This is a genomic window from Martelella sp. FOR1707, assembly GCF_053484265.1.
Genome location: NZ_JBAKFP010000002.1, coordinates 313376 through 337747 on the forward strand (window position 1 = coordinate 313376; position 24372 = coordinate 337747).

General features: G+C 63.3%; 21 protein-coding genes. 8 read left to right on the top strand and 13 right to left on the bottom strand.

Annotation, left to right across the window (positions count from 1 at the left end):
* Positions 1-112: 112 nt before the first annotated feature.
* A complete protein-coding gene (locus V6765_RS05325; RefSeq protein ID WP_448427090.1) occupies positions 113-1135 on the top strand; it encodes an alpha/beta hydrolase family protein in 1023 nt (340 codons plus the stop codon).
* A gap of 37 nt (positions 1136-1172) precedes the next feature.
* Here V6765_RS05325 and V6765_RS05330 read toward each other — a convergent pair whose 3' ends face one another.
* Entirely contained in the window at positions 1173-2942 is a 1770-nt protein-coding gene (locus tag V6765_RS05330) for a DUF4422 domain-containing protein (protein WP_448427092.1), read from the bottom strand.
* A gap of 238 nt (positions 2943-3180) precedes the next feature.
* Between V6765_RS05330 and rfbC the strand changes: the two genes are divergently transcribed.
* Genes rfbC through rfbA form a run of 4 tightly spaced genes read left to right on the top strand, consistent with a single transcriptional unit; the run spans position 3181 to position 6523 of the window.
* Positions 3181-3738, top strand: coding sequence for a dTDP-4-dehydrorhamnose 3,5-epimerase (rfbC, locus tag V6765_RS05335; protein ID WP_448427094.1), 558 nt, complete (start codon positions 3181-3183; stop codon positions 3736-3738).
* 9 nt (positions 3739-3747) lie between these two features.
* A complete protein-coding gene (rfbB, locus tag V6765_RS05340; RefSeq protein ID WP_448427096.1) occupies positions 3748-4791 on the top strand; it encodes a dTDP-glucose 4,6-dehydratase in 1044 nt (347 codons plus the stop codon).
* Positions 4788-5636 (top strand): dTDP-4-dehydrorhamnose reductase, encoded by an 849-nt coding sequence (gene rfbD, locus V6765_RS05345; protein WP_448427097.1) that lies wholly within the window; start codon positions 4788-4790, stop codon positions 5634-5636. The genes rfbB and rfbD overlap by 4 nt, the downstream gene beginning before the upstream one ends.
* The gene (gene rfbA, locus V6765_RS05350) at positions 5633-6523 is read left to right on the top strand and encodes a glucose-1-phosphate thymidylyltransferase RfbA (RefSeq protein WP_448427099.1); all 891 of its coding nucleotides are present in this window, start codon (positions 5633-5635) and stop codon (positions 6521-6523) included. Before rfbD ends, rfbA begins: the two co-directional genes overlap by 4 nt.
* A 91-nt stretch (positions 6524-6614) precedes the next feature.
* Here the strand turns inward: rfbA and V6765_RS05355 are convergent, their stop codons facing one another.
* From V6765_RS05355 to V6765_RS05395, 9 genes are all read right to left on the bottom strand, one after another.
* Complete coding sequence (locus V6765_RS05355) at positions 6615-7175, bottom strand: type 1 glutamine amidotransferase domain-containing protein (RefSeq protein WP_448427101.1); 561 nt, start codon at positions 7173-7175, stop codon at positions 6615-6617.
* Between the two features lie 227 nt (positions 7176-7402).
* Positions 7403-8605, bottom strand: a complete 1203-nt coding sequence (locus V6765_RS05360) for an acyl-CoA dehydrogenase (RefSeq protein WP_448427103.1) — start codon at positions 8603-8605, stop codon at positions 7403-7405.
* A 1-nt stretch (position 8606) separates the two neighbouring features.
* The gene (locus V6765_RS05365; protein ID WP_448427105.1) at positions 8607-10574 is read right to left on the bottom strand and encodes a 3-hydroxyacyl-CoA dehydrogenase NAD-binding domain-containing protein; all 1968 of its coding nucleotides are present in this window, start codon (positions 10572-10574) and stop codon (positions 8607-8609) included.
* A 45-nt stretch (positions 10575-10619) separates the two neighbouring features.
* Positions 10620-11681 carry an acyl-CoA dehydrogenase family protein gene (locus V6765_RS05370; RefSeq protein ID WP_448427107.1) on the bottom strand — a complete coding sequence of 354 codons (1062 nt, stop codon included), beginning with the start codon at positions 11679-11681 and terminating at the stop codon, positions 10620-10622.
* Between the two features lie 7 nt (positions 11682-11688).
* Entirely contained in the window at positions 11689-12885 is a 1197-nt protein-coding gene (locus tag V6765_RS05375) for an acyl-CoA dehydrogenase family protein (protein WP_448427109.1), read from the bottom strand.
* Between the two features lie 98 nt (positions 12886-12983).
* Positions 12984-13604 (bottom strand): TetR/AcrR family transcriptional regulator, encoded by a 621-nt coding sequence (locus V6765_RS05380; protein WP_448427111.1) that lies wholly within the window; start codon positions 13602-13604, stop codon positions 12984-12986.
* A 128-nt stretch (positions 13605-13732) separates the two neighbouring features.
* Positions 13733-14977: a CaiB/BaiF CoA transferase family protein gene (locus tag V6765_RS05385; RefSeq protein WP_448427113.1), complete on the bottom strand. Its 1245-nt coding sequence runs from the start codon at positions 14975-14977 to the stop codon at positions 13733-13735.
* A 54-nt stretch (positions 14978-15031) separates the two neighbouring features.
* Complete coding sequence (locus tag V6765_RS05390; protein WP_448427115.1) at positions 15032-15982, bottom strand: tripartite tricarboxylate transporter substrate binding protein; 951 nt, start codon at positions 15980-15982, stop codon at positions 15032-15034.
* Complete coding sequence (locus V6765_RS05395) at positions 15979-16359, bottom strand: hypothetical protein (protein ID WP_448427117.1); 381 nt, start codon at positions 16357-16359, stop codon at positions 15979-15981. Before V6765_RS05395 ends, V6765_RS05390 begins: the two co-directional genes overlap by 4 nt.
* A 72-nt stretch (positions 16360-16431) precedes the next feature.
* Here V6765_RS05395 and V6765_RS05400 point away from each other — a divergent pair, with 72 nt between their 5' ends.
* Complete coding sequence (locus V6765_RS05400; protein WP_448427119.1) at positions 16432-17430, top strand: LysR family transcriptional regulator; 999 nt, start codon at positions 16432-16434, stop codon at positions 17428-17430.
* Positions 17431-17444: 14 nt separating this feature from the next.
* Here the strand turns inward: V6765_RS05400 and V6765_RS05405 are convergent, their stop codons facing one another.
* The gene (locus tag V6765_RS05405) at positions 17445-19481 is read right to left on the bottom strand and encodes an oxidoreductase (protein ID WP_448427121.1); all 2037 of its coding nucleotides are present in this window, start codon (positions 19479-19481) and stop codon (positions 17445-17447) included.
* A 114-nt stretch (positions 19482-19595) separates the two neighbouring features.
* On the opposite strand from V6765_RS05405, the gene V6765_RS05410 reads away from it, so the two are divergent.
* Positions 19596-20219: a TetR/AcrR family transcriptional regulator gene (locus V6765_RS05410; protein ID WP_448427122.1), complete on the top strand. Its 624-nt coding sequence runs from the start codon at positions 19596-19598 to the stop codon at positions 20217-20219.
* A 725-nt stretch (positions 20220-20944) separates the two neighbouring features.
* Positions 20945-21865 carry an autotransporter outer membrane beta-barrel domain-containing protein gene (locus V6765_RS05415; RefSeq protein WP_448427123.1) on the top strand — a complete coding sequence of 307 codons (921 nt, stop codon included), beginning with the start codon at positions 20945-20947 and terminating at the stop codon, positions 21863-21865.
* Positions 21866-21907: 42 nt separating this feature from the next.
* On the opposite strand, the gene V6765_RS05420 is transcribed toward V6765_RS05415, so the two are convergent.
* A complete protein-coding gene (locus V6765_RS05420; RefSeq protein ID WP_448427124.1) occupies positions 21908-22633 on the bottom strand; it encodes an SDR family oxidoreductase in 726 nt (241 codons plus the stop codon).
* 114 nt (positions 22634-22747) lie between these two features.
* Positions 22748-24370, bottom strand: a complete 1623-nt coding sequence (locus V6765_RS05425; protein ID WP_448427125.1) for an FGGY-family carbohydrate kinase — start codon at positions 24368-24370, stop codon at positions 22748-22750.
* Positions 24371-24372 lie beyond the last annotated feature (2 nt).

Below are 24372 nucleotides of genomic sequence, written 5' to 3' on the forward strand. Positions count from 1 at the left end.
GCCGCCGTTTTGCTCGCGCCGACGTTATTTTCGACCTGAATCGCGTTTCAGGTCTCCTGTGTTCCCGGTTTAAGGGTTATGTCGCCCGCATGCATTCCAACCGGGAGTTCTCATGCTGAAATTTCTATCCGTAACGTGCGGGCTGTTCCTGTCGCTCGCCTCCCTTGCCTGGTCCGCTGAGGCCGTCGGCTTCCGCGACATGGAACTGGACGGAGCCCGGCCGCTTCACGTCGCCCTTTGGTATCCGGCAGAGGGCGGCGGCGATGTGACGATCGTCGGCGAGAACCCCGCATTCGTCGGGATTCCCGCGATCCGGGACGCAGCACCCAGCGCCGGCGAACATCCATTGGTGGTTCTCTCCCACGGTTACCGCGGCAGCTGGCGCAATTTGAACTGGCTGGCGGGCGCGCTTGCGGCAAAAGGTTATATCGTTGCAGCGCCGGACCATCCCGGCACCACCACGTTCGACACCGCGCCCGATCAGGCCGCCCGGCTCTGGGAGCGGCCGCATGACCTCAGCCGGGTCATCGACGCCCTGATCGCCCATCCCGGGCTGGGCGGGCGTGTCGATGATGGGCGCATTGCGGCCATCGGTCATTCCCTTGGCGGATGGACGGTTGCCGCCCTTGCCGGCGCCCGGTTCGACGCCGACAGATTCGAAGCGGATTGTCTGGCCCATCCGAATCCACGGGTCTGCGGCCTTTCGGCTGAGCTCGGGCTGCAAAGACCGGAACTCGAGGCGAATATGGGCGATCCGCGGCTCGGCGCCTTCGTTTCTCTCGATCTCGGCATGGCGCGTGGCTTCACCCCTGAGAGCCTTGCCGCCGTTGATGTTCCGGCGCTCGTCATCGGCGCCGGCACCGATATAGGCGATCTGCCGGCTGCGCTCGAAAGCGGCTATCTCGCGGAGTATCTGCCGGCCGGCTCCACGACCTATGTCGAAATTCCCGATGCCATGCATTTCAGCTTTATGCAGCTCTGCAAGCCGGGCGCTGCCGAACTGATCGAAGAAGAGGCGCCGGGCGAGGGGATTGTCTGCAAGGACGGCGGCACGCGCGGGCGCGAGGACATTCACCGTGAAGTGCTGACCCTCATCGAGAGCTTCCTCGATACGGCGATACCGGCAGGCCCGTAGCCCTCCGCAGTGTCCGCCGAATGGACGGGTGCCGCGCCTATGAAAGTTTCCGCTCGAACCGCCGGTCGCGCGCCCTGAGCAGCCGGCGGGCCTTCTGGATCAGCCGCCGCTTGCGGGTCTGGCGCGAAGTCTCCGCCCAGGGTGTTAGGTTGCGATAGTCCCAGTAAAGTTCGGTGAAGGGGTGGGTGCATTTGGTGTGCCACGGCTTTTTCACGTCGGTGAAATGCACGATCGAAGGCGAACGCGCCGCCTCATAGGCCTCCTCCTCGCTATAGGATGGCTCCAGCGGATTGGCGCGATAGATGCGCGTGCCGGCATTCCACGACAGCGGCAGGGTTTTCGTGTCGTTTTCGAACAGGATGTTCAGCAGGTCCTGATCCTGCGACACAATATAGGGGCCCTTCTTGCGAAAGGCCGAAAGCACGTCTTCCGCGATATCCATCTCCCGGAACCGGGCGATGTCGAACACCATGACGCCGGCATTGAAATAGCGGTGGTCGGCCGAAAGCTGCAGCCGCCGCGTCTGGTGGAAGCCGGCATCATCCGGCGCGCCGGCGACAGGATGGCCTTCGAGATCGATATCCCAGAGATTTTCGATCGGGTCGACGACGATCGTGTCGGCGTCGATATAGATGGCCTTGTCCACGCCCTCCGGCAGGTAGCGGTGCATCACCAGCCGGTAATAGGTGGCGATCGAGACATAGTCCCTGTTGAGCGGCAGAAACCTGAGGTCGCGATCATCGATATCGACGAATTCCAGCCGGCCGCCGGCCGCCGTGACCGTTTCGGTGAGCTTGCTCCGGTTCACCTCGGAAATATTGCCGCCATTCAGGATGAAAAAGCGCAGCCGACCGGGCGTTTCGGTCGTCTTCAGGGCGGAAAGCATCGTCACCGCGGCATGGGGAGCATAGCGGTCGTCAACGGAGAGCACGACGTTGATGTCGTCCCCCTCGGCCGCCGCGCGCGCGACGACGGCGTCGCGCTTCTTCCTAGCCGTTTCCAGCACCTCTTCTGGAGCCACGGGAGGGCGGGGCCGCATCCCCCAGGTCAGCGGCAGTTCGCGCACTCTGGCATCGTGGACCGCCTTGGCATAGTGCACATAGGCGTTGGTCAGATATTCCGACAGGAAGCCCCAGATTCTCTTCTGGTAGGGGTCGTAGTCACTGGTATCGATCCGCTGTTCGGCCGCCTCCAGCGTTTCGAACAGGAAATCGCAATATTCCTGAAACAGCGGTTTGCGCATCACCGTTATGCTGTTGAAGAATACCCTGCGACCCGCAAGAACCTGCACAAGAAACGGATAGATCGCCGGGAAACGGGTTTTGACGATCTCCTCGACGATCTCCATGTCCTTGGCGTGATGCTGATGGGCATAGAATTCGCCGGCCGACATCGGCACCTCGGGCAGGCCCGGCAGGTAGATGTCGCGCGTTTGCGGCGTCAGGATATCGGCGCCCTCACAGGCCTTCTCGATCAGCGCGTCCTTCCAGCCGTAACGCTCGATCTCGCGCTCGGTGACCTCCGAGAAAGCAAGGCGCTTCGGCGGCTTTTCGGCAAACACCAACAGCCGGCGATAATGCATCAGGCCGTAGACCTCGGCATCGACATTGTGCCGCATCCAGTAAAGCGCCGTCAGCTCATTCCAACTGACGTTCTTCTCCGAAATATTGACGCCGGTATCATCCCCGATCGCGTCGGGAAACGCATGCCGCCCCAGCGCACGGCCAGCCTGGATCGGGTTGAGATAACCGGTTTTGATCAACGGCGCCGCTTTGAAATAGACGACGGAGATGAAGATGTTTTTCAAGGCAACGCATTCCTGATGTTCACCGATATTCCCTTACAGGATTTCACATGCGTCTGCCTATGGCCAGGGAACTCAAAGGCGAGGGCTCAGCGTGGCGGACCGCGTAAGTCCACACATAATCCACACTGCGAGTCTGACATGCAAACATCATATAGCAAATTGCGAAGCCAACTTGTTCCACCTCGCCACCTCGTGTAATCGGGAGCACGTGATTTTTACGCTAGACCGGGGGCCGGCCATGGACATTCAGAAACTCGACATTCCAGGGCTGCTGCTCATCACCCCCCGCCGCTTCGGCGATGAGCGCGGGTTCTTTTCCGAGAGCTGGAACCGCAAGGCGCTGGCCGGCCACGGCGTCGATATCGATTTCGTGCAGGACAATCATTCGCTTTCGAAGACGGTGGGCACAGTGCGGGGGCTGCATTTTCAGGCGCCGCCGCATGCGCAGGCGAAGCTGGTGCGGTGCGGGCGGGGGCGGCTATTTGATGTGGCTGTCGATGCGCGCAAGGGCTCGCCGACTTTCGGCAAATGGTTCGGCGTGGAGCTTTCCTTCGACAATGGCCAGCAGCTGCTGATCCCGGAAGGGTTTCTGCATGGCTTCATGACGCTCGAGCCCGATACCGAGATCATCTACAAGTGTTCGGATTATTATGCGCCGGAATGCGACGGCAGCGTGCGTTTCGACGATCCCGAGATCGGCATCGACTGGCCGCTCAAGGATATTGACTTCACCGTTTCCGCAAAGGATCGCGATGCGCCGTCCTTTGCGGATTTCGACAATCCCTTTTCATTCTGAGGTCCGCTCATGAAACTTCTCGTCACCGGCGGGGCAGGCTTTATCGGTTCGGCCGTGGTGCGGCTCGCGGTCGCGCGCGGCTTTCACGTCGTCAACCTTGATGCGCTCACCTATGCCGCCTGCCTCGACAATGTCGCAAGCGTGGCCGACAGCCCGCTTTACGCCTTCGAGCGGGCCGATATCCGCGACCGCGCAGCGCTCGATCCCGTGTTCGCCAGACATCAGCCCGACGCGGTGATGCATCTGGCGGCCGAAAGCCATGTCGATCGCTCGATCGACGGACCGGGCGATTTCATCGAGACCAATATCAACGGCACCTACAACATGCTGGAGGCGGCACGCGCCTATTGGGTTGCTCGCGGCCGGCCTGAAGGGTTCCGCTTCCACCATATCTCGACCGACGAGGTGTTCGGCTCGCTTGGGCCCGACGGCATGTTCACCGAAGAGACGCCGTATGACCCGCGCTCGCCCTATTCGGCCTCCAAGGCGGCGTCGGACCATCTGGTGCGCGCCTGGCACGAAACCTATGGCCTGCCGACGCTGGTCACCAACTGCTCAAACAATTACGGGCCCTATCACTTTCCCGAGAAGCTGATCCCGGTGGTGATCCTCAATGCGCTCGCCGGCAAGGCGATCCCGGTTTACGGCAAGGGCGAGAACATCCGCGACTGGCTCTATGTCGAAGACCATGCCGACGCGCTTCTGACCGTCATCACCAAGGGCAAGGTAGGCCGCAGCTACAATGTCGGCGGCGAGAACGAACGCACCAATCTGGAGCTGGTGCGCACCATCTGCGCCATACTGGACGAGAAGCGGCCGCGGGAGAGCGGCAGCTATGCCGACCTCATCACCTTCGTCACCGACCGGCCGGGGCATGACCTGCGCTATGCGATCGATCCGGCGCGGATCGGCGCGGAGCTCGGCTGGCGTCCCTCCGTCAGCGTCGAGGAGGGGCTGGCGAAGACGGTCCATTGGTATCTCGACAATGAGGCATGGTGGCGGGCGCTGCAAAGCCGCAAGGGCGTCGGCGAACGGCTCGGGGTGAAGGCATGATCCTGGTTTTCGGACAGTCAGGTCAGGTCGCGACCGAGCTGAAGCGAATCCTGCCGGACGCGGTGTTTCTGTCGCGACAGGAGGCCGATCTGGCGAATCCCGCTGCCTGTGCCGTGGCAATTGCCGAGCATAGGCCTGCCGCCGTCATCAACGCGGCCGCCTACACAGCCGTGGACAAGGCCGAAAGCGACGAGGAGACGGCGCTGAACGTCAATGCCACGGCGCCCGGCGCCATGGCGCGCGCGGCAGCCGAGCTTGGTATCCCCTTCGTCCATATCTCGACCGATTACGTTTTTGCCGGCACGGGCGACAAGCCGTTTTCGCCGGACGATCCGACGGCGCCGCTCGGCGCCTATGGCCGCACCAAGCTTGCCGGCGAACAGCTCGTGGCGCGCGCCGGCGGCCCGTTCGCGATCCTGCGCACGAGCTGGGTGTTCTCCGCCCATGGCGGCAATTTCGTCAAGACCATGCTGCGGCTTGCCGAAAGCCGCGACAGCCTGACCATCGTCGCCGATCAGATCGGCGGGCCGACCTCGGCGCGCGCGATCGCGCTTGCCTGCAAGGTGATGGCCGAGCAGCTGATCAGGGACCCGGCAAAATCCGGCATCTATCATTTCTCCGGCGCGCCGGATACGAGCTGGGCCGATTTTGCCCGCGCCATCTTCGAAATGGCGGGCAGGGCGGTCACGGTCACCGATATTCCGACATCGGATTATCCGACGCCTGCCGCGCGGCCGTTGAACTCGCGGCTCGATTGTTCGACGCTGTCGGCTTTCGGCCTTGCGCGGCCGGACTGGCGGGCGGATCTCGCGCACGTCTTGACTGAACTGGGGGCAATATCATGAAGCCACGCAAGGGCATTATTCTGGCCGGCGGGTCGGGCACGCGGCTTTATCCGCTGACGATGGCGGTCTCGAAGCAGCTGATGCCGATCTATGACAAGCCGATGATCTACTATCCGCTGTCGGTGCTGATGCTGACGGGCATTCGCGAGATCGCGATCATCACCACGCCGGACGACCAGGATCAGTTCAAGCGGCTTCTGGGCGATGGCAGCCAGTGGGGCCTGAGCCTCACCTTCATCACCCAGCCCTCGCCGGACGGGCTGGCGCAGGCCTATATCCTGGCAGAGGAGTTCATAGATGGCGCGCCATCGGCGATGACGCTTGGCGACAATATCTTCTTCGGCCATGGCCTTCCCGAGCTTCTGGCCGCGGCCGATGCCAAGACATCCGGCGGCACGGTGTTCGGCTATCACGTCGCCGATCCCGAGCGCTACGGCGTGGTCGCCTTCGACAGGGAAGGCAAGGCGAGCCAGATCATCGAGAAGCCGGAAGTGCCGCCCTCGCATTATGCCGTGACGGGCCTTTATTTCCTCGACGGCGAGGCCCCGGAGCGCGCCCGCGCCGTGAAGCCATCCCCGCGCGGCGAACTCGAGATCGTCACGCTTCTGGAAAGCTATCTTCACGAGGGCAAGCTTGCGGTGGAGCGGATGGGGCGCGGCTATGCCTGGCTCGATACCGGCACGCATTCAAGCCTGCTCGATGCCGGTAATTTCGTGCGCACGCTCTCGGTGCGTCAGGGCATGCAGTCAGGCTGCCCGGAAGAGATCGCCTATCGCAACGGTTGGATCGATGCGGAAATGCTGCGCCAGCACGCAGAGACCTTCCGCAAGACTGATTACGGAAGATATCTTTTCGAATTGCTGACGGCGGAACACCAGCTCGGCTGATCCGCGCTCATCTTGAGCAAAAAAAAAGAACCCGGGCCTTGGCCCGGGTCCCTGACGTTATCGGCAATGGCCGTGATAGAAGGAACTGTCCTCAGGCCGCCTTGCGCGGGTGACGGCCCTCTTCGACTTCCTCGACGATCTTGTCGACGAAAGCCGGCAGGTCCTTGGGATTGCGCGATGTGATGATGCCGTTGTCGGTTACAACTTCGCGGTCAACCCAGTTGGCGCCGGCATTCTTCATGTCGGTGCGGATCGAGGGATAGGAGGTCGCCTCGCGGCCCTTCAGCACGTCGGCCTCGACCAGCATCCAGGGTCCGTGACAGATCGCCGCGACGATCCGGCCGGAGCTGACGAATTCCTTGACAATGGCGACGGCCTTTTCATTGGTGCGCAGCACATCCGGGTTGATCTGGCCGCCCGGAAGCACGATCGCGTCGTAATCGGCGACAGTAACGTCATCGACCGTCAGATCGGCATCGACGCTGTCGCCCCAGTCCTTCTCGTCCCAGCTCTTGATCGGGCCTTTCTCGAGGGAGGCGATCGTCACGGCTGCGCCCTTCTGCTTCAGACTATCGAGCGGCACGCGCAGCTCGGAGCGCTCATAGCCATGGGTGGCAAGAATAAGAATCTTGGATTGGGTGATACCAGGCATGGTGTCCTCCTGACTTATTTTTGTGGCAGGGCCTTTTGCGGCCGCCTTCTGCTCACAAAACGCCGCAGGTTCGAGGACGTTCCCAAATTCGCGAAGCAGTCCCTTTCGACTGTCCCAACTGCATCCGATCAAGACGAAGGTCTTGCCCGGATGCAGCGGTCCTAACCATTATTTCCGCCAAATGCGCTATCTGGGCCGAGCCCCGGCCACGGTTTTGGCATGTTTCCCTAGAAAAATGCCTGCAGGCCTGTCTGGGCGCGGCCCAGGATCAGGGCATGGACATCATGCGTGCCTTCATAGGTGTTGACGGTTTCGAGGTTGGCCATGTGGCGGAAGACCTGGAATTCCTCCGAGATGCCGTTGCCGCCATGCATGTCGCGGGCGTTGCGGGCAATCTCCAGCGCCTTGCCGCAATTGTTGCGCTTGATCAACGAAATCATCTCCGGCGCGGCGTCGCCTTCTTCCAGCAGCCGGCCGACCCGGAGAGCGGCCTGCAGGCCGAGCGCGATCTCTGTCTGCATGTCCGCCAGCTTCTTCTGGAAGAGCTGGGTCTGGGCGAGCGGCCGGCCGAACTGCTTGCGGTCAAGGCCATATCGCCGCGCGGCATGCCAGCAGAACTCGGCCGCCCCCAATACGCCCCACGCAATACCATAGCGGGCGCGATTGAGGCAGCCGAAGGGGCCCTTGAGCCCCTCGACGTTCGGCAGCAGCGCATCCTCGCCGACCTCGACGCCGTCCATGACGATTTCGCCGGTGACGGAGGCGCGCAGGCTGAGCTTGCCGCCGATCTTGGGCGCGCTGAGACCCTTCATGCCCTTCTCCAGCACGAAGCCGCGGATCTTGCCGCCATGGGCCTCCGACTTTGCCCAGACGACGAAGACATCGGCGATCGGGGCATTGGAGATCCACATCTTCGCGCCGTTCAGCACATAGCCGCCATCGGTCTTGCGCGCCGTGGTCTTCATGCCGCCGGGATCGGACCCGGCATCGGGCTCGGTCAGCCCGAAACAGCCTATCCATTCGCCGGAGGCGAGTTTGGGCAGATATCTGTTGCGCTGTTCTTCCGAGCCGTAGGCGTAGATCGGATACATGACCAGCGAGGACTGCACGCTCATCATCGAGCGATAACCGGAATCGACCCGCTCGATCTCGCGGGCAACAAGGCCATAGGCCACGTAACCGGCGCCCGCGCCGCCATATTGCTCCGGCAGCGTCACGCCGAGCAGCCCCATCTCGCCCATTTCGGTGAAAATCGACGGGTCGACCGTTTCATTCGCGTAGGCCGAGATCACCCGGCTCTGGAGCCTGTCCTGGGCGAAGGCATTGGCCCCGTCGCGCAGCATGCGCTCATCCTCCGTCAACTGGTTTTCCAGCAGAAACGGATCGTCCCAGACAAATCGGCCGAGTTCCGGCCCGTGCGCATCACCCATGTTACACCTTCTTCTTTTCCTGCGCTTTCCCGCGCACATGATCGTCCCAGTACATCGGCCCGCCAAGATCGCGGGGGAAGCCGTAGCCATGCGTCCACACAACGTCGATATCGGAACTGCGCGCCGCAATGCCCTCGTCGAGAATGCGCCGTCCCTCCGCGATCATCGGACCATGCGTGCGGTCGATGATTTCCGCGTCGCTGACCACCCGGCGCTGAATGCCGGCCTTTTCGGCGATCTCCGCGATGATGGCATCCACCTCCGGATCAGGCTGCGGCTTGCGGCTGTCGTCGTAAAGATACCAGCCCGTGCCGGTCTTCTGGCCAAAACGGCCCAACTCGCAGAGCCGGTCGGGCAGCGCGTCGGGCTTGCCCAGCGCCTTGCGGTTTCGCCAGCCGATATCGAGCCCGGCGAGATCCTGCATCTGGCAAGGGCCCATCGGCCAGCCGAAGGCCCGGAAGGCGGCGTCGATCTGTCCGGGCGTTGCACCTTCCAGCAGCAGTTGCGATAGCTCCGCGTTGCGGGCCTGCAGCATGCGGTTGCCGACAAAGCCGTGGCAGACGCCGACCACCACCGGCTGCTTGCCGAGACGCCGCGCGAGTTTGAGCGCCGTCGCCACAACCTCGGGCGCTGTCTCTGTGCCGCGCACGATCTCCAGCAACGTCATCACATTGGCCGGCGAGAAGAAATGCAGGCCCAGCACATCGGCGGGCCGGGTGGTCGAGCGCGCGATTGCATTCACATCCAGATAGGATGTGTTGGTCGCGAGGATCGCGCCCTGCCGCGCGACGGCGTCGAGCTCGGCGAAAATGGTCTTCTTGACCGCCATATCCTCGAACGCCGCCTCGATGATCAGGTCTGCGGAGGACAGATCGGCAATCGCGATCGTCCCCGTAATCCGCCCCTTGCGGCGACCGGCCTCCTCCGCGCTCAGCGACCCTCGCTTGACCGAGCGATCATATGTCTGCGCGATGCGTTCCATGCCGCGCGCCAGCGCCGCTTCGTCGGTTTCGCGGACGATCACGTCAAAGCCGCTATTGGCGAACGCCATCGCGATCCCGCTGCCCATCGTTCCCGCGCCGATAACGGCCACGGTCTGCACCGCGCGCGGCTCAGTCTCGGCAACATCGCCCGCAGGTTTCGCCGCCGTCCGCTCGGCGAAGAACAGGTGGCGCAGCGCGCCGAACCGGGCGCTTTCTGTCGCGCTTTCGAACAAACGCCGTTCCTCCGCCATCGCATCCTCGAAGGACAGCGCCAGCGCGTTGCGCACCGACTGTGCCGCAAGCTCGGGCGCGGATGAGCGCGCCTTGCGGCAAAGCTCGGCCGTCACGCTGTCCAGAGCCTTCGGATCACTGGCCGGCATTCCCTCGCCGCGGCGGCTCACCGGCGGCGGGATGTCGTCGGCATCGATTTTATCGGAGAGGAACCGGATCGCATTGGCGGTCAGATCATTATCGAAGACGGCGTCGACGAGGCCGACCGCCTGCGCCGCTTCCGCGCCCATCATATCGCCGCTGCCGGTGAGCCTCAGCGTCGCCTCCGCGCCGATCAGATAGGTCGTGCGCACGGTGCCGCCCGCGCCCGGCAACAGGCCGAGCTTCACCTCCGGCAGGCCGAGCCGCGCACCGCGGCTTGCGACACGGAAGGTGCAGCCGAGCGCCAGTTCCAGCCCGCCGCCAAGCGCCGTGCCGTGCAGCGCGGCAACGCTCGGCTTGCCAAGCGATTCGAGCTTGTCGATGACCTCGCGTAGCGTCGGCGGGCGGACCTCGCCCAGTTCCTCGATATCCGCTCCGGCAACGAATGTGCGCCCGGCGCAGGCCAGCACCACGCCCTTGACCGCGTCATCGCCCGCCGCCTCGTCCAGCCTTGCGTCTATCAGCTTGCGCAGCGCCTGCGACAGCGCGTTGACCGGCGGGCGGTCAATGGTGATTACCGCGATCCTGCCGAATTTTTCGATATCCACCTTCATCTCGCGCAGCCTCCCCTGCAAGTCCAGTTTTGTACAATGATCCCGTCAGGCAAGCGCGACGCTACGATCGCTTTCAAGCAGCCGTTTCATGCAGCTTCGGCTGTCGCCGGCACTGATCCGCAGGGCGGTCAGCCGACTGAAGATACGGCCGGTCAGGCTCTCCTCGGTCATGCCGATGCCGCCATGAAGCTGGACGGCGCTCTCTCCTATCAGCTTTGCCGCAGCGTTCATTTTCAGCTTCACGGCATCCAGCGCCGCCGACCGCTCGTCGGCAGATGCGCCAAACATCCGGCAGCCGAAATCGAGCATCGCGCGCGCGGTCTCCAGCTCGACATACATGTCGACCGCGGCATGCTGCAGCGCCTGAAAGCCTGCGAGCGGCTGGCCGAACTGACGCCGGTTGCGCAGATAGTCCACCGTCAGTTCCAGCAGCTTTTCCATGCCGCCCAGGATTTCGGCAGAGGTGATCAACTGGCCGAGCGCTTCCGCCTCGGCGATAAGCCGCGCGGCCTGTTCTCCCTCGGCCATAAGCGCCGTTGTTGGCAGAGTCACGCCGTCGAGCAAAAGATCGGCATCGGCCGCCGGGCCGGTCGGCATATACGGGGTTATCGATGCGGGCGTGGCCTGGAGATCGAGCAGGAAAAGCGCCGGGCGGCCCTCAAGCATGGCGCTGACGATAACGATGTCGGCGGCCGACCCCGCCGGCACAACCATCTTGACGCCGGAAAGAGCGAAGCCGTCAGCCGTACGCCGGGCGACAACGGGCTCAAGATCATGGAGCGCGAGCGTGGCGATGCGCGCGCCGCTCACGATCTCGCCGAGCAGGGCCGAGACCGGCGGACGATCCGCCCATCGGGCAAGCACAGGCATGGCAAGGGTTTCCGACGCAAAGAATGGCGTTGCCAGACCCGCCTGCCCGAAGGCGCGGGCAAACACCATCAGCGCCTGCGGACCGAGCTCCGCCCCGCCGGCGCTTTCCGGGAGCGTGAGGCCGAGCATGCCGAGTTCGGCGAGGCGCGGCCACAGATCCGCCGGATCGGCGATCTCCGAGAGGATGCCGGCGACGCTGTCCCACAGCATCCGTTCTTCGTCGGTCAAAGCTTCCATCTGCGCCTCACAGAGCCAGAATTGTCCTGGCGATGATGTTCTTCTGAATCTCGTTCGACCCGCCATAGATCGAGACCTTCCGGAAATTCAGATAATTGTTGAGTGCGGCTGCGGCCGCCAGATCCTCCTCCGCCGCAAGATACGGGTCGGCCACATCGCCCGGCGCGCGCAGCGCCGCCACGCCCTCGAGCTCCATCAGAAGTTCAGAGGCGCGCTGCTGAAGCTGCGACCCGCGCAGCTTGAGGATGGATGACGCCGGGTCCGGTTTTCCCTGGCTCTCTCCGGCGCGCGCCAGTATCTGCATCTGGGCGACTTCCAGCGCCTTCAGTTCGATTTCCAGCTTGATCACCTCCGAGCGAAACAGCGGGTCGTCCCAGACGCCGTTGTCTTTCGCACGGCGGCGAATGCGCTCCACACGCTCTTTCGAGAGGCCAATCCGGGCAATGCCCGAGCGTTCATTGGCCAGCAAGAACTTGGCGTAATCCCAGCCGCGATTTTCCTCCCCGACCAGGTTTTCGGCCGGCACCCGCGCATCGGTGAAGAACACCTCGTTGACTTCGTGCCGGCCATCCATGGTGATGATTGGTCGCATTTCCACGCCGGGCGTATCGAGATCGATGAGCAGGAAGGAAATGCCCTTCTGCTTCTTCGCCTCGAAATCCGTCCTGACCAGACAGAAGATCCAGTTGGCGTACTGGCCGTAGCTCGTCCATGTCTTCTGGCCGTTGACGATATAATCGTCGCCGTCGCGCACCGCCCTTGTCGTCAGCGAGGCGAGGTCGGAGCCGGCATTGGGCTCCGAAAAGCCCTGGCACCACCAGTCATCGAGATTCGCGGCGCGCGGCAGGAATTTCTCCTTCTGCGCCTGATTGCCGAAAGCGGCGATCACCGGGCCGACCATGAAACAGTTGAACTGCAACGGCAGCGGCACCGCGTTGAACTGCAACTCCTCGATGAACAGATAGCGCTGAATCGGCGTCCAGTCCCTGCCGCCCCATTCCAGCGGCCAGTTCGGCACTGCAAGGCCATGCGCGTTCAGGATGCGCTGCGAAGTCACGAAATCCTGCTTGGCCAGAGGCTGTCCCGCACTGACCTTGGCGCGGATTTCCGCGGGAATCTTTTCCTGAAAGAAGGTGCGCATTTCTTCTCGAAACTGCTGATCTTTCTGCGAAAGATAACCGCCCGTGGGTCCGGTCTCTGCCATGTCGCGCCAATCCTCCAAAAGCAACGCCTATTTAACTACCGTCCGGCCGGTAATAAAATATGCTATGCTGGATGTCAATCCGTTCAGAGGTGGGGACGCTATCGCGGCAGAGCGCCGGCCAGCAATATCTGCGCGTAGGATTCGGCGATTTCGACGGCGGTGAGCCGCCCGTCAGGGCGATACCACCTGGCCATCCAGTTCAGCATGCCGAGCACGCCTCTGGCGAAGGTGGGCACATCGGAAACCGAGATCGCGCCCGCGTCGACGCCGGCCTGCACCAGCTCCTCCAGAAGCTGGACGTAGGCCTTGCGCATGGCGCGTTCGTCCGGGGTCAGGTGCGCGCGCTCGCCGCCGCCGCCGCGACCGAAGAAACTTGCCCGATACCGTTCGCCATGCTCGGAGAAGTACCGCGCATGGGCGGTCATGAAGGCGGTCAGCTTGTCGGGGTAGCTGTCATGGGCCGCAATTGCGGCAACCGCGCCGGCATGCAAATCGCGAAGGGTATCCTTCAAGATCGCTTCGAAAAGCGCATGCTTGGTGGGGAAATAATGATAGAGGCCTGCCTTGGTGACGCCCACGGCTGTCGCGACATCCTGAAGCGATGTGTTATCGAAACCCTTTTCGGCAAACAGCGCCGCCGCGGCGTCGCAGATCACGCGATAAGGGTCTTCCATGCTGGACGGGCGGCCCGGTCCGGACCTTGGCTTTTTGTTCTTCATGCCCAACGGTAGCTATTCCGGCAATCGCGCACAAGCTCGCCCTTGACCCGTGGAAGGCTTTTCCCGCGCCCATGTCTGCCGCCGCCTACGCGAAGCCTTGCTGGGTCCGGTGAAGAGCCTCTTCGGCTTCAGCGCCAGTTGGGCTCGCCCGACCGGCGTGCGGACGTCTCGCTTGTGCCGATGACCGAGGCTTCTTCCAGAGCGTCGATCTCGTCGTCCGTCAGACCAAGCTCACCCAGCACTTCGCGCGAGTGCTCGCCGAGGCGCGGCGCTGGTGTGGTGGGAGCAATCGCGGCGCCGTTGGCCTTGAAACCTGCCGTCGGGACGTGGACGGTGGTGCCGGGCAACGCCTCTATCGGCGTCGTGAGCTTTCGGGCGTCGGCGTGTTCCTCGGCGAGCATTTCGGCGAGATTGCGCACTCTGCCGGCGGGAACGCCGACAGCGTTGAGGGCTTCCTCCCATTCGCTGGCCGACCGGGTGAGAAGGGCGGCTTCAAGGGCGGCGCGCAGTCCGTCTAGTTCGTCTCGGGCCATCGTCGAGTCGCGCTTCGTCTTTGCGGCAAGCGCGGTCAGGCCCAGCGTTTCGAGCAGCGGTATGATCTGGCGGGTATTGTTTGCCGCCAGCATCAACAGACCGTCCGATGTCTGGAAGCAGCCCGAGGTCGGGCTTCGGCTCCAGGCCTCGTTGCCTGCCGGCTCGGGCTTCCAGCCGGAGCTGAGATGACTGGTCAGCAACGAGGCCATCAGCATCATCGAGGTGTCGAGCATCGCGACGTCGAGATGCACGCCATCGCCGGTCGTCCGCCTTTGATGCAGCGCCGCCGAGATGGCGTAGGCCGCGTTGAGCCCGGTGGCGAAATCGACATAGGGCGCGCCGACCTTGGTCGGACCGCTTTTCCGGGTCCCTGTCGTGCCCATGATCCCGCACATGCCCTGGATAACATGGTCATAGGCGCCGCGCTGGCTATAGGGGCCGTCCTGGCCGAAGGCGGAGATCGAGCAATAGATCAGGTCGGGCTTCACCGCCTTCATATCCTCATAGCCGAGCCCGTTGCGGGTCATTGTGCCTGGCCGCATGTTCTCGATGAAAACATCGGCGTTTGCCGTCAGGCGCTTGAGAATGTCGCGCCCCTCCGGCGTCTTGATATCGAGCGCCAGCGAACGTTTGGAGGCGTTCTGGGTCATGTAGGACAGGCCCATGCCGGCTTCGTTCAGTTCGGTCAACTGACCGCCCTTGCGGGTCCAGTCGCCGACGCCCGGGACTTCGATCTTGATGACGTCGGCCCCCAGCAGGGCCAGTTGATAGCCGGCATAGGGGCCGGCAAGAACATGGCTGGTGTCGATGACGCGGAGGCCTTTGAGGGGCTCGAACACGGGTAGTACTCCTGAAAGTTCCGGGACGCGACCGTCGCGCCCCGGGGATGGTGGTCAGTTGGGCGCCGAAACGGCTTCCTTCAGCTTGAGCTCGGCGGCGTAGGCCGCCTTGACCTCTTCCCTGAGCTCGGCCGAGCCCTTTTCGACGGGCGGGAAGTCGAGATTGGCCATGACCTGGCGAACGCTTTCGGTGCGACCGGCCTCCAGCAGGGCCTTCTCGAGCGTGGCGACGACGTCGTCCGGCATGCCGGCGGGGCCGACGAGAACCAGTTTCGAGCCGTAGCTCGATATGTAGCCATATTCGTTCATCGTCTTGATGTCGGGGCTCGCCACCAGGCGTTCCTCGCCGGTCGAGGCGATGGTCTTGATCTTGTCGGGGTATTTCTGGTGCGCGCCGCCGCTATAGGCGATGTCGAAATCGCCGCCGAGCAGCCCGCTGATCATGCCCGCGCCGCCTTTCACCGGCACGAAGTTCAGCTCCAGTCCCTCCTGCTTGGCGACCAGCTCCATCTGCACCTTCGAGGCTGGCGTGATCGTCGCGACCTCTGCGCCGGGGTTTTCCTTGGCGAAGGCGACGAACTCATCGAACGTGTCGTAGGGGCGATCCATGGGCGCGGCGAAGGCCGGCTGATAGGCGGCGATCGAGCCGATCATGGTGAAGTCGTCGACCTGGTAATCGGCGGCCGGGTTCCAGATCTGGTTGGTGGCAACGGCGGAAGACGGCGCCAGCATCAGCGTGTAGCCGTCCGGCTTCGCCATCTTCAGCTTGAGCGCGGCGACGCTGCTGGCGGCCCCCGGCAGGTTCACCACGATGATCTGCTGGCCGAGGGTCTCCTTCATCTCCTCGAACAGGACGCGGCCGATCGTGTCGGTGCCGCCGCCGGCCTCGTAGCCGATCAGCGCGGTGATGGCTTTTTCGGGGTAGTCCGCCGCAAGCGCCGCCCCTGCGGCGAGGCTCGCCGCGGCAAAGGCCGCGGCGGCGGCGAGTTTCTTCAGTATTGTCATGAGTTCCTCCCGGTTTCATTGAATGCGACGGTCCCTTGCGACAGGGCGAGGGCCGCGCGGGTGCGGCGCCGGATTTCGGCCAGCGCCAGGATCGCGATGAGCGCGACGGTGAGGCCGATGAACACGGCCGCAATCGGATGTTGCACAAGGTTGGTGACGTCCCGATCAAGCAGCGGGATCGTCTGGCGCAGGGTCAGTTCCAGCGACGGCCCGATGACGAAGCCGATCAGGAAGGTGACAAAGGAAAAGTCGAGTTTCTTCGCCAGCACGCCGAACACCGCGAAGACCAGCATCACCCCGATGCCGAACAGTCCGCCGCCCTGCATGAACGAGCCGATCATGCAGAAGAACAGCACGGCGGGCGCAATCACCCGCATTTACGGGAGTTTCGGGGCTTTGAATAACTCAAAGATTGACCACCGGGTATAAGGTTTTTATTATACCGACGCATGAAACTCAGAAATCTGAATACCTTCATCGAGATCGCCCAGGCCGGATCGCTGTCGAAGGCGGCGGGCAGTCTCGGCATTGCGCAGCCGGCGTTGAGCCAGCTTGTCGCCAACCTCGAACATGCCTTGGGCGCGACGCTGTTTCACCGCCGCACGACGGGGATGGAGCTGACGCCGGCGGGCGAGATGTTCCTGAAATATGCCAAGAAGATCTCGGCGGATTTCGAGCAGGCCAGGCTCGATGTGAAACATGCCAGCCAGGTGCCGGCGGGCGAGGTGTCGGTTGTGATCGCCGCCGCGATCTCCAATCTTGTGGCGCCGGAGCTGATGATGCGCGCCGAGGCGCTGTTTCCCGATGTGAAGATCACGGTGCGCCGCGCGATGAGCTACCCGGCAGCCCAGCTGATCCGGGAAGGGCAGGTCGATGTCGGCATCGTGCCGGGGGCGAAATCCATGCCCAACGTCAAGGCGGAACTCGCCTATATCGACGAGATGACCTTTGCCGGCGGCATCGGCATGCCGCTCGACCAGCCGGGTCCGATCACGTTTGCCGAGGCCTGCCTCGCGCCGCTGGTGTTGCCTTCCCAGGGGCATCTTACCCACAGGACCATCGAACAGGTCGCTTTCGACCGCGGCCTGCACCTGAACTTGCGCGCCCGCCAGGACAGTTCCTCGCTGTTGCGCAAGCTGCTCGCCTGCGGTTATGCCTACACGATCATGCCCCGCGCGGGCATGCTGGAAGGCGTGCGCGAGGGCAAGCTCTTCATCCGCCAGATCCCCGACCTGCCGCTCACCCGGCAGATGTTTGTCATCACCAGCACTGATCGCCCCAAATCCGCCGCGGTGCGCGCCGTGCGCACCCTGCTGTGGCAGCAACTGGCGAGACTGAGCGCCGAGGGGTTCATTCCCGCCCTGATGGCGCGGGAGCACACGCCGGACGATTATCCGATTCCTGCCTCAACACCGATGGACTTCCCTCGGCGGGGCGAACCCGCTTGATCGCGGCGGAGCCTCTATAGATCCTTCACCAGCCTGAGAGCGTCGTAGATCGCGGCGTGGATGTTGCGGGCTGATACCGCGTCGCCGATCCGGAAGAGCTGGTAGGCTCCATCGGGGTTGGCGCTTACCGATTGCGGATTGCCGACCACCAGCGCCTCGTAATCAACGGCGCCGAGATTGGACGATCCGGGCTTCAGCTCGAAATAGATATCGTCGAGCGGGCGGGTGCCGTGGTTGACGATCACCTGATCGACAGAGCGGGTGCGGGTCACGCCGCCGTAATCGCTGTCGATCGTCGCCAGAAGCTGGTTGCCGTCGCGTGTCACGCGCTGCAGCTTCCAGGTCACGGTGAACGTCACGTCGCGCTTTTGCAGGGCGCGCATGAAGGGGGTGAGCGACATCGCCATCACCTCCGGGGCAAAGGCCCGGTCGCGCGTCATGATTTCCACCTTCGCGCCGGTTTCGGCGATTTTTTCTGCCGCCTGAAGCGCCGAATAATCGCCGGCATCGTCATAGATCAGCACGTTTTGGCCCGGCTTGACGTCGCCGGTCAGGATATCCCAGGCGGAAACGACGAGGTCGTCGCCCGCGCCCGTCACATCCGTGTGGGGCAGGCCGCCGGTGGCGATGATGACAATGTCGGGCTTTTCCGCAAGCACCGCGTCGCCATCGACGAAACTGTTGAAATGGAAGGTGACGCCGAGCCGCCGACATTCGGCAAACCGCCAGTCGATGATCGAGAGCATCTCGCGGCGTCGCTCGCTCTGGGCGGCGAGGCGAACCTGACCGCCGGGGTCGTTTGCCGCCTCGTGGACAACGACGTCGTGACCGCGCCCGGCGGCGACACGGGCTGCCTCCATGCCAGCCGGGCCCGCGCCGACAATCACGACGCGGCGTTTCTTGTCAGCCGGCGGAATGGCGTGCGGCATGGTTTCCTCGCGCCCCGTCGCCGCGTTGTGCACGCAGAAGGCAAGGCCGCCCTGATAGATCCTGTCGAGACAGTAATTCGCGCCGACGCAGGGGCGGATGCGCTCCTCCTCGCCGGCGATGATCTTGGACACGATGTGCGGGTCGGTCATATGGGCACGCGTCATGCCGACCATGTCGAGCTTGCCGCTGGCAATCGCGTGGCGGGCGGTTGCGACATCCTGGATCTTGGCGGCGTGGAAGGTCGGAAAATCCGTCGCCGCGCGGATTTCGCCGGCGAAATCGAGGTGCGGGGCGCTCGCCATGCCCTGCACCGGAATAACATCGGTCAGCCCGGCATCGGTATCGATATGGCCGCGCACGACGTTCAGAAAATCGACAAGCCCGCTTTCCTTCAGGCGGCGGGAGATTTCGAGGCCCTCTTCGCGGTCGAACCCGCCCTCCAGCCGCTCGTCGCCGGTATAGCGCACGCCGACGATGAATTCGGGGCCGACGCGCCTGCGGATTTCAGCAAGCACCTCGAAAGTGAACCGCAGCCGGTTGTCGAGCGAGCCGCCATAGGGGGCGTCCAGTTCATTGGTGAGCGGCGACCAGAATTGGTCCATCAGATGGCCATAGGCCTGGATTTCGATGCCGTCGAGACCGGCGGCCTGCATCCGCTCGGCGGCATCGGCGTAGTCCGTGATCATGCGGGCGATATCCCAATCCTCGGCCTTCTTGGGGAATGCGCGGTGCGCCGCCTCGCGCTCGTGACCGGCGGAGACGACCGGCAGCCAGTCCGCCTTGTCCCAGCGGGTGCGGCGGCCGAGATGGGTGAGCTGGATCATCACGGCCGAGCCGTGCTCGTGACATTCGTCGGTGAGCTGCCGCATCCAGCCGACAACCTCGTCCTTCCAGGCAAGGATATTGTTGAACACCGGCGGGCTGTCGCGCGCCACCGATGCCGAACCGGCTGTCATCGTCAGCGCCACGCCGGCACGGGCGCGCTCGACGTGATAGGCGCGATACCGCCCCTTCGGCATCCCGTCTTCCGGATAGGCCGGCTCGTGCGAGGAGATCATGATGCGGTTTTTCAGGGTGAGGTGCTTGAGCTGGTAGGGCTGCAGCAGCGGATCATTGTTCATGCCGGACTCCTCTGGTTGGAGGAAGTTCGTCATAAATGTACAGTACTGTCAAGTTAATCGACGTGTTCGTCTATTTTCTTGTTCCGATGGCGTCTTGTGGCTAGTCTGCGGCGCATGGATGCTGAAACGGAAAACACTGCCGGCTGGCGCGGTTCGCGCGAATTGTGGCTTGATGCGGCCCGGCAGGTCTTTGTCGAAACGGGGGTCGATGCGGTCAAGATCCAGACGTTGGCCGAAGGTCTCGCGCTGTCGCGCACCAGTTTCTATTGGTTCTTCAAGGACCGTTCAGCGCTGCTGGACGCGCTTCTCGCGCATTGGGAAGAGACCAATAGCGGCGCGCTGATCGCCGCCTGCGACGCCTATGCCGAAACCCTGACCGAGGCCATCCTCAACCTGATCAGCGTGTTCATCGCGGAAACGGAATTCGATCCGCGACTTGATTTTTCGGTCCGCGGCTGGGCGGCGCAATCCGCCGATGTCATGGCCCGGGTCGCCAGCGCGGACGAGAGACGGATCGCAGCCATCAAGGCGCTGTTCGTCCGCTTTGGATTTGCGCCGGAGGAGGCCGATGTGCGGGCCCACGCGGTCTATCTGGTACAGATCGGCTATATCTCGCTGCAGGTTGCGGAGGATACCGCCACGCGCGTCAGCCGCGCCGCGGAATACGTCAGGATCTATAGCGGCCAGACGCCAACCGAACGCGAACTCGCCCGTTTCCGCGCCCGTCATGATCGCTGAAACCGATATGCGCTCGTATTGACATCGTGCTGGCGGTAACTGTGCTGATCATCGAATTCTCGGTACTGGACGCGCCCATCGTCCAACGCTGGCCGCTCTGCAACTGACCTTCTTGAACCATCTGCTTTTCCAAAAAGCTTCCACGAAAATTGGACGCTGTTTCCGCCCGTAAATTCTGCAGGGAGCCGTGGGGCTCGTTCGTGCGATCACGGGGTCGGTGCGGTATGCGCATTATCCTCAGGGTGCATGGAGCGAGTAATAACGGAAATATATACATGTTTAAATTCCGGAAAATTACTTTTAGTTGGAAAGCAAGTTAATTATTAATGTCGTTGAATTCGAGAATAAATAAATATAAAATAGGTCATATCAAAAATACATGTAGTATAAATTCGAATTAGGGCTATGCGGATGGCGGTTACCGTTGTCGGCATGCTGCCGGAGGTATTTTGATGTCCATAGCGCAGCAGAAGGAAGGTTCGGTTCTCGTATGGAGACAACGGTTTCAATCGCTGCGGTCGCGACTCTTCCGCATGGTCGTCGCTGCGGCGGTAACGGGCTGCCTTTTCCTCCAGAGCGGCGCTCTTCCCGGGCAGTCAGGCTTGGCTCACGCGCAGAGCTGTGTGTCGAACACCGGGTCCAATGAGGGCAGCGCCATCATCCCGACCAGGCAGCCTTGGCAGCAATGCACTGTCGCCCCCGCTTCGCAGAACGATAATCCTCCAATGATCGCCGGTGCCCGCGTGCCGGTCGAGACCGATGCCGACAGTGTTGATGCAGTCGCATCCGGCCAGGGCGCGCCCGACAATGACCCGATCTACAGGGGAGCCGGGCTAGGGAAAGTGATCAGCAGCCGGGCCCGCTGGACCAACGAAAGGGGCACGCGCACCTATGACTGGAAATCGAACAGCGCCTTCGTCGGCGGCGATTTCGCGGCGTTTTCCAACATGCGCTTCGGCGCGCTTGCCGGTTACGGTCATTCGACCTACGAGGTCGACGAGGGAAATGCCAGGGGAATGTCCGACGACTTTACGCTCGGCGTCTATGGCGGCGGGACCTTGAGCGGCTTGGCGGTCGATTTCGGCGCGGCCTATACCTGGCGCGACGCGACAAGCCGGCGCGACATCGCGTTCCTGCAACTCTCAGAGAGGATCAGGGGCCGCTATGATGGCGGAACCTTCCAGCTGTTCGGCGGTATAGGCTATGCCTTCGAGATCACCGACACTCTCCAGCTCGGGCCATTCCTGGATGCTGTCTATGTCCATCAGAAAGCGGACGCGTTCACGGAAACGGGCCGGCTGGCGGAGCTGTCCTCCTTGAGGCAGACAATGGATACCGGGTTCACCACGATAGGACTTAGCGGGGCTCATGAATTCGCGCTCGGCAGCTATGAGAGCCAGGTCACCGCCTCGGTCGGATGGCGGCATGGCTATGGCGATCTCGATTCGGATACGATGGTGGCGTTTTCGGGCGGCGATCCCTTCGGCGTGACCGGCACACCGCATGCGGTTGACCATGCGGTGTTCTCCGTTGGCTGGCAGACCGCGTTGCAGGACAATGTCAGCATTGGCATCACCTATACCGGCGAATTCGGCGACAGCGCCCAAAGCCAGAATCTGACGGCGTTATTCAGTATCAAATTCTGAGGAGCCGCCTTTCGGTCGTTTGAAGCAAGCATCGGCCAAAGCTCATACCGCCAGGAAACCGCCGTCGATCGGCAGAACCGCGCCGGTGACCATCGCGCAGTCATCCGACAGCAGCATGGCGATGCTGGCGGCGACGTGGTCGGCTTCGGCAAAGCGGCCGAGCGGGTGACGGACCATCATCGGTTCGCTCTTGGCCGGATCGCTCCAGGCTTCGACGGCGAGTTCGGTGAGCGTGATTGTCGGGGCGACGGCATTGACGCGGATATTGTGCGGGCCGAGTTCCTTGGCCATCACCCGCGTCGCCCCTTCGAGGCCTGCCTTGGAGGCGGCGTAGCAGAGATGTTCGGTAAAGCCGCGATGGCCGGCGATCGAGGTAATGTTGACGATCGCGCCACCGCCGCCGGCAGCGCGGCGGGCCCGCGCGAATTCCTGGCAGGTGATCAGGGCGGAGCGTAGATTGATGCCCAGTACAGCCTCATAGCCCTCGTCGGTCATGTCGAACGTGCTTTCCAGCACGTTGATGCCAGCGCTGTTGATCAGGTAATCGGCTGTGCCTGCTTCGGCCATGGCGGCGCGGGCGGCCTTCGGGTCTTGCAGGTCGACCTTCACGATGCGACAGCCGATCTCCGACTTCAGGCTTTCGAGATCGCTCATGGTGCGGCTGAGGGCAACCACCTCGGCGCCACGCGCGGCCATGAGCTGGGCGCAGGCGCGGCCGATCCCCTTGCCCGCGCCGGTGATGATGACGGTTTTTCCGGAAAATTGCACTATGGCCTCCTTTTGGGCATCGCGCGGTCAGGTGCTTCTGACATCCGCGAAATGCCGCAACATAGTTCGATAGAGCGGGGCCGTGAAATCGGCGCTGCTCCGGGTTGATTGCGCCTATTCGAGAAGCGCCATTGTCGACTGGCGAATCTCGCGCGCGGTGCGCTGCAGGGTCAGAAACGCCTGATAGCGATTGTCATGCAGGCGGCGACTGAGGCCGTCCGCGGGGTGGCATTGCGTCGCGACCTGGGACATGGCTGGCATCGCTGCTTGCAGGTCCGGATAGCTGCCGGCCGCAACCGCCCCCAGCATGGCCGAACCGAGCAGAACCGGCTCGGGGCAGGCGGTGATCTCGACGGGGTAGCCGGTGGCATCGGCAAGTATCTGTCGGCTCAAGGGGTGCGCCCCGCCGCCGCCGCTGACGGAAATCGCGTCGATGGTCGCGCCGTTTTCCGCCTGGGTTTCGATGATCTGCCGCAAGCCGTAGCCAAGGCCGCAAATGCCGGCGACGTAAAGCGCAACCAGACTTTCCGGCCCGCTCTCCATGCCCTGACCGACGATAACCGCGCGCGCATGCGGATCGGCGAAGGGCGCGCGGTTGCCGAGGAATTCGGGCACCACATGCAGGTCGTCGGCAAGGCGAACGGCATCGCTTGCCGTTGCGACAAGGGCAAGCGCCCGATCGGCCAGCCATACGGGCAGGGCCTTGCCCTCGTCTTTCGCGCGCGCTTCGGCCTCTGTGAAGTACGGATGCAGGCGCACGAGCTGGTCGATGGCGGCACCCGCGGCCGATTGCCCGCCCTCGTTCAGCCACATGCCCGGCACCATTGCCGAATAATACGGTCCCCAGACGCCGGGAACGAAAGCCGGTTCCTTCGTCGTGGTCATGGTGCAGGACGAGGTGCCGAAGACATAGGCCATGGTTCGCGTCGGATCGCCGGCCCCGCCGCTGGCGCCGACCGTGCCGATGCCGCCGGCATGGGCGTCGATCAGGCCGGCGGCGACGGCCGTGCCTGCGCGAAGGCCCATGGTCTCGGCGGCTTCCGCCGTCAGTCCATGGCCCAGCGCCGTGCCGGGATCGACAACCGTTTTCCCGATACGGGCAAAGTCTTCGTTGGCGAGTTCCTCCAGGCCGATCCGGCGGAAATATTCGGCGTCCCACCGGCCTTCATGGGCAAGATAGGTCCATTTGCAGGTGACGGTGCAGGCGGAGCGTTCGCTGGCCCCGCTCGCTTTCCATGTCAGGAAATCGGTCAGGTCAAAGAAATGCTCCGCCGCATGAAAGGTCGCCGGGCGGTTTTCCTTCAGCCACAGAAGCTTCGGGGTTTCCATTTCCGGGGATATCCGGCCGCCGACATAGCGCAGGACGTCGTGATGACCGCGATTGATCCGTTCGGCCTGTTCAAGCGCGCGATGATCCATCCAGACGATGATGTCGCGGTCGGGGTGGTCGCCAACCGGGAGCGGCCCGACCGGTCCGCGCACCACCAGCGAGCAGGTGGCGTCGAAGCCGACGCCCTCGATCTGGCCGGCATCGACGCTCGAAGAGCCGACAGCTTCGGCGACCGACTGGCAAACAGCCTGCCAGATCTGCTCGCTGGATTGCTCGACGATGCCGCCATCAGCGCGATGGATGTCGATGGGGCGCTTGGCCGTGGCCAGCAGATTGCCCGCCGCGTCGAACACGCCGGCTCTCGCCGAGCCCGTTCCGACATCGATGCCCACAAAATAGCTGGTCACGC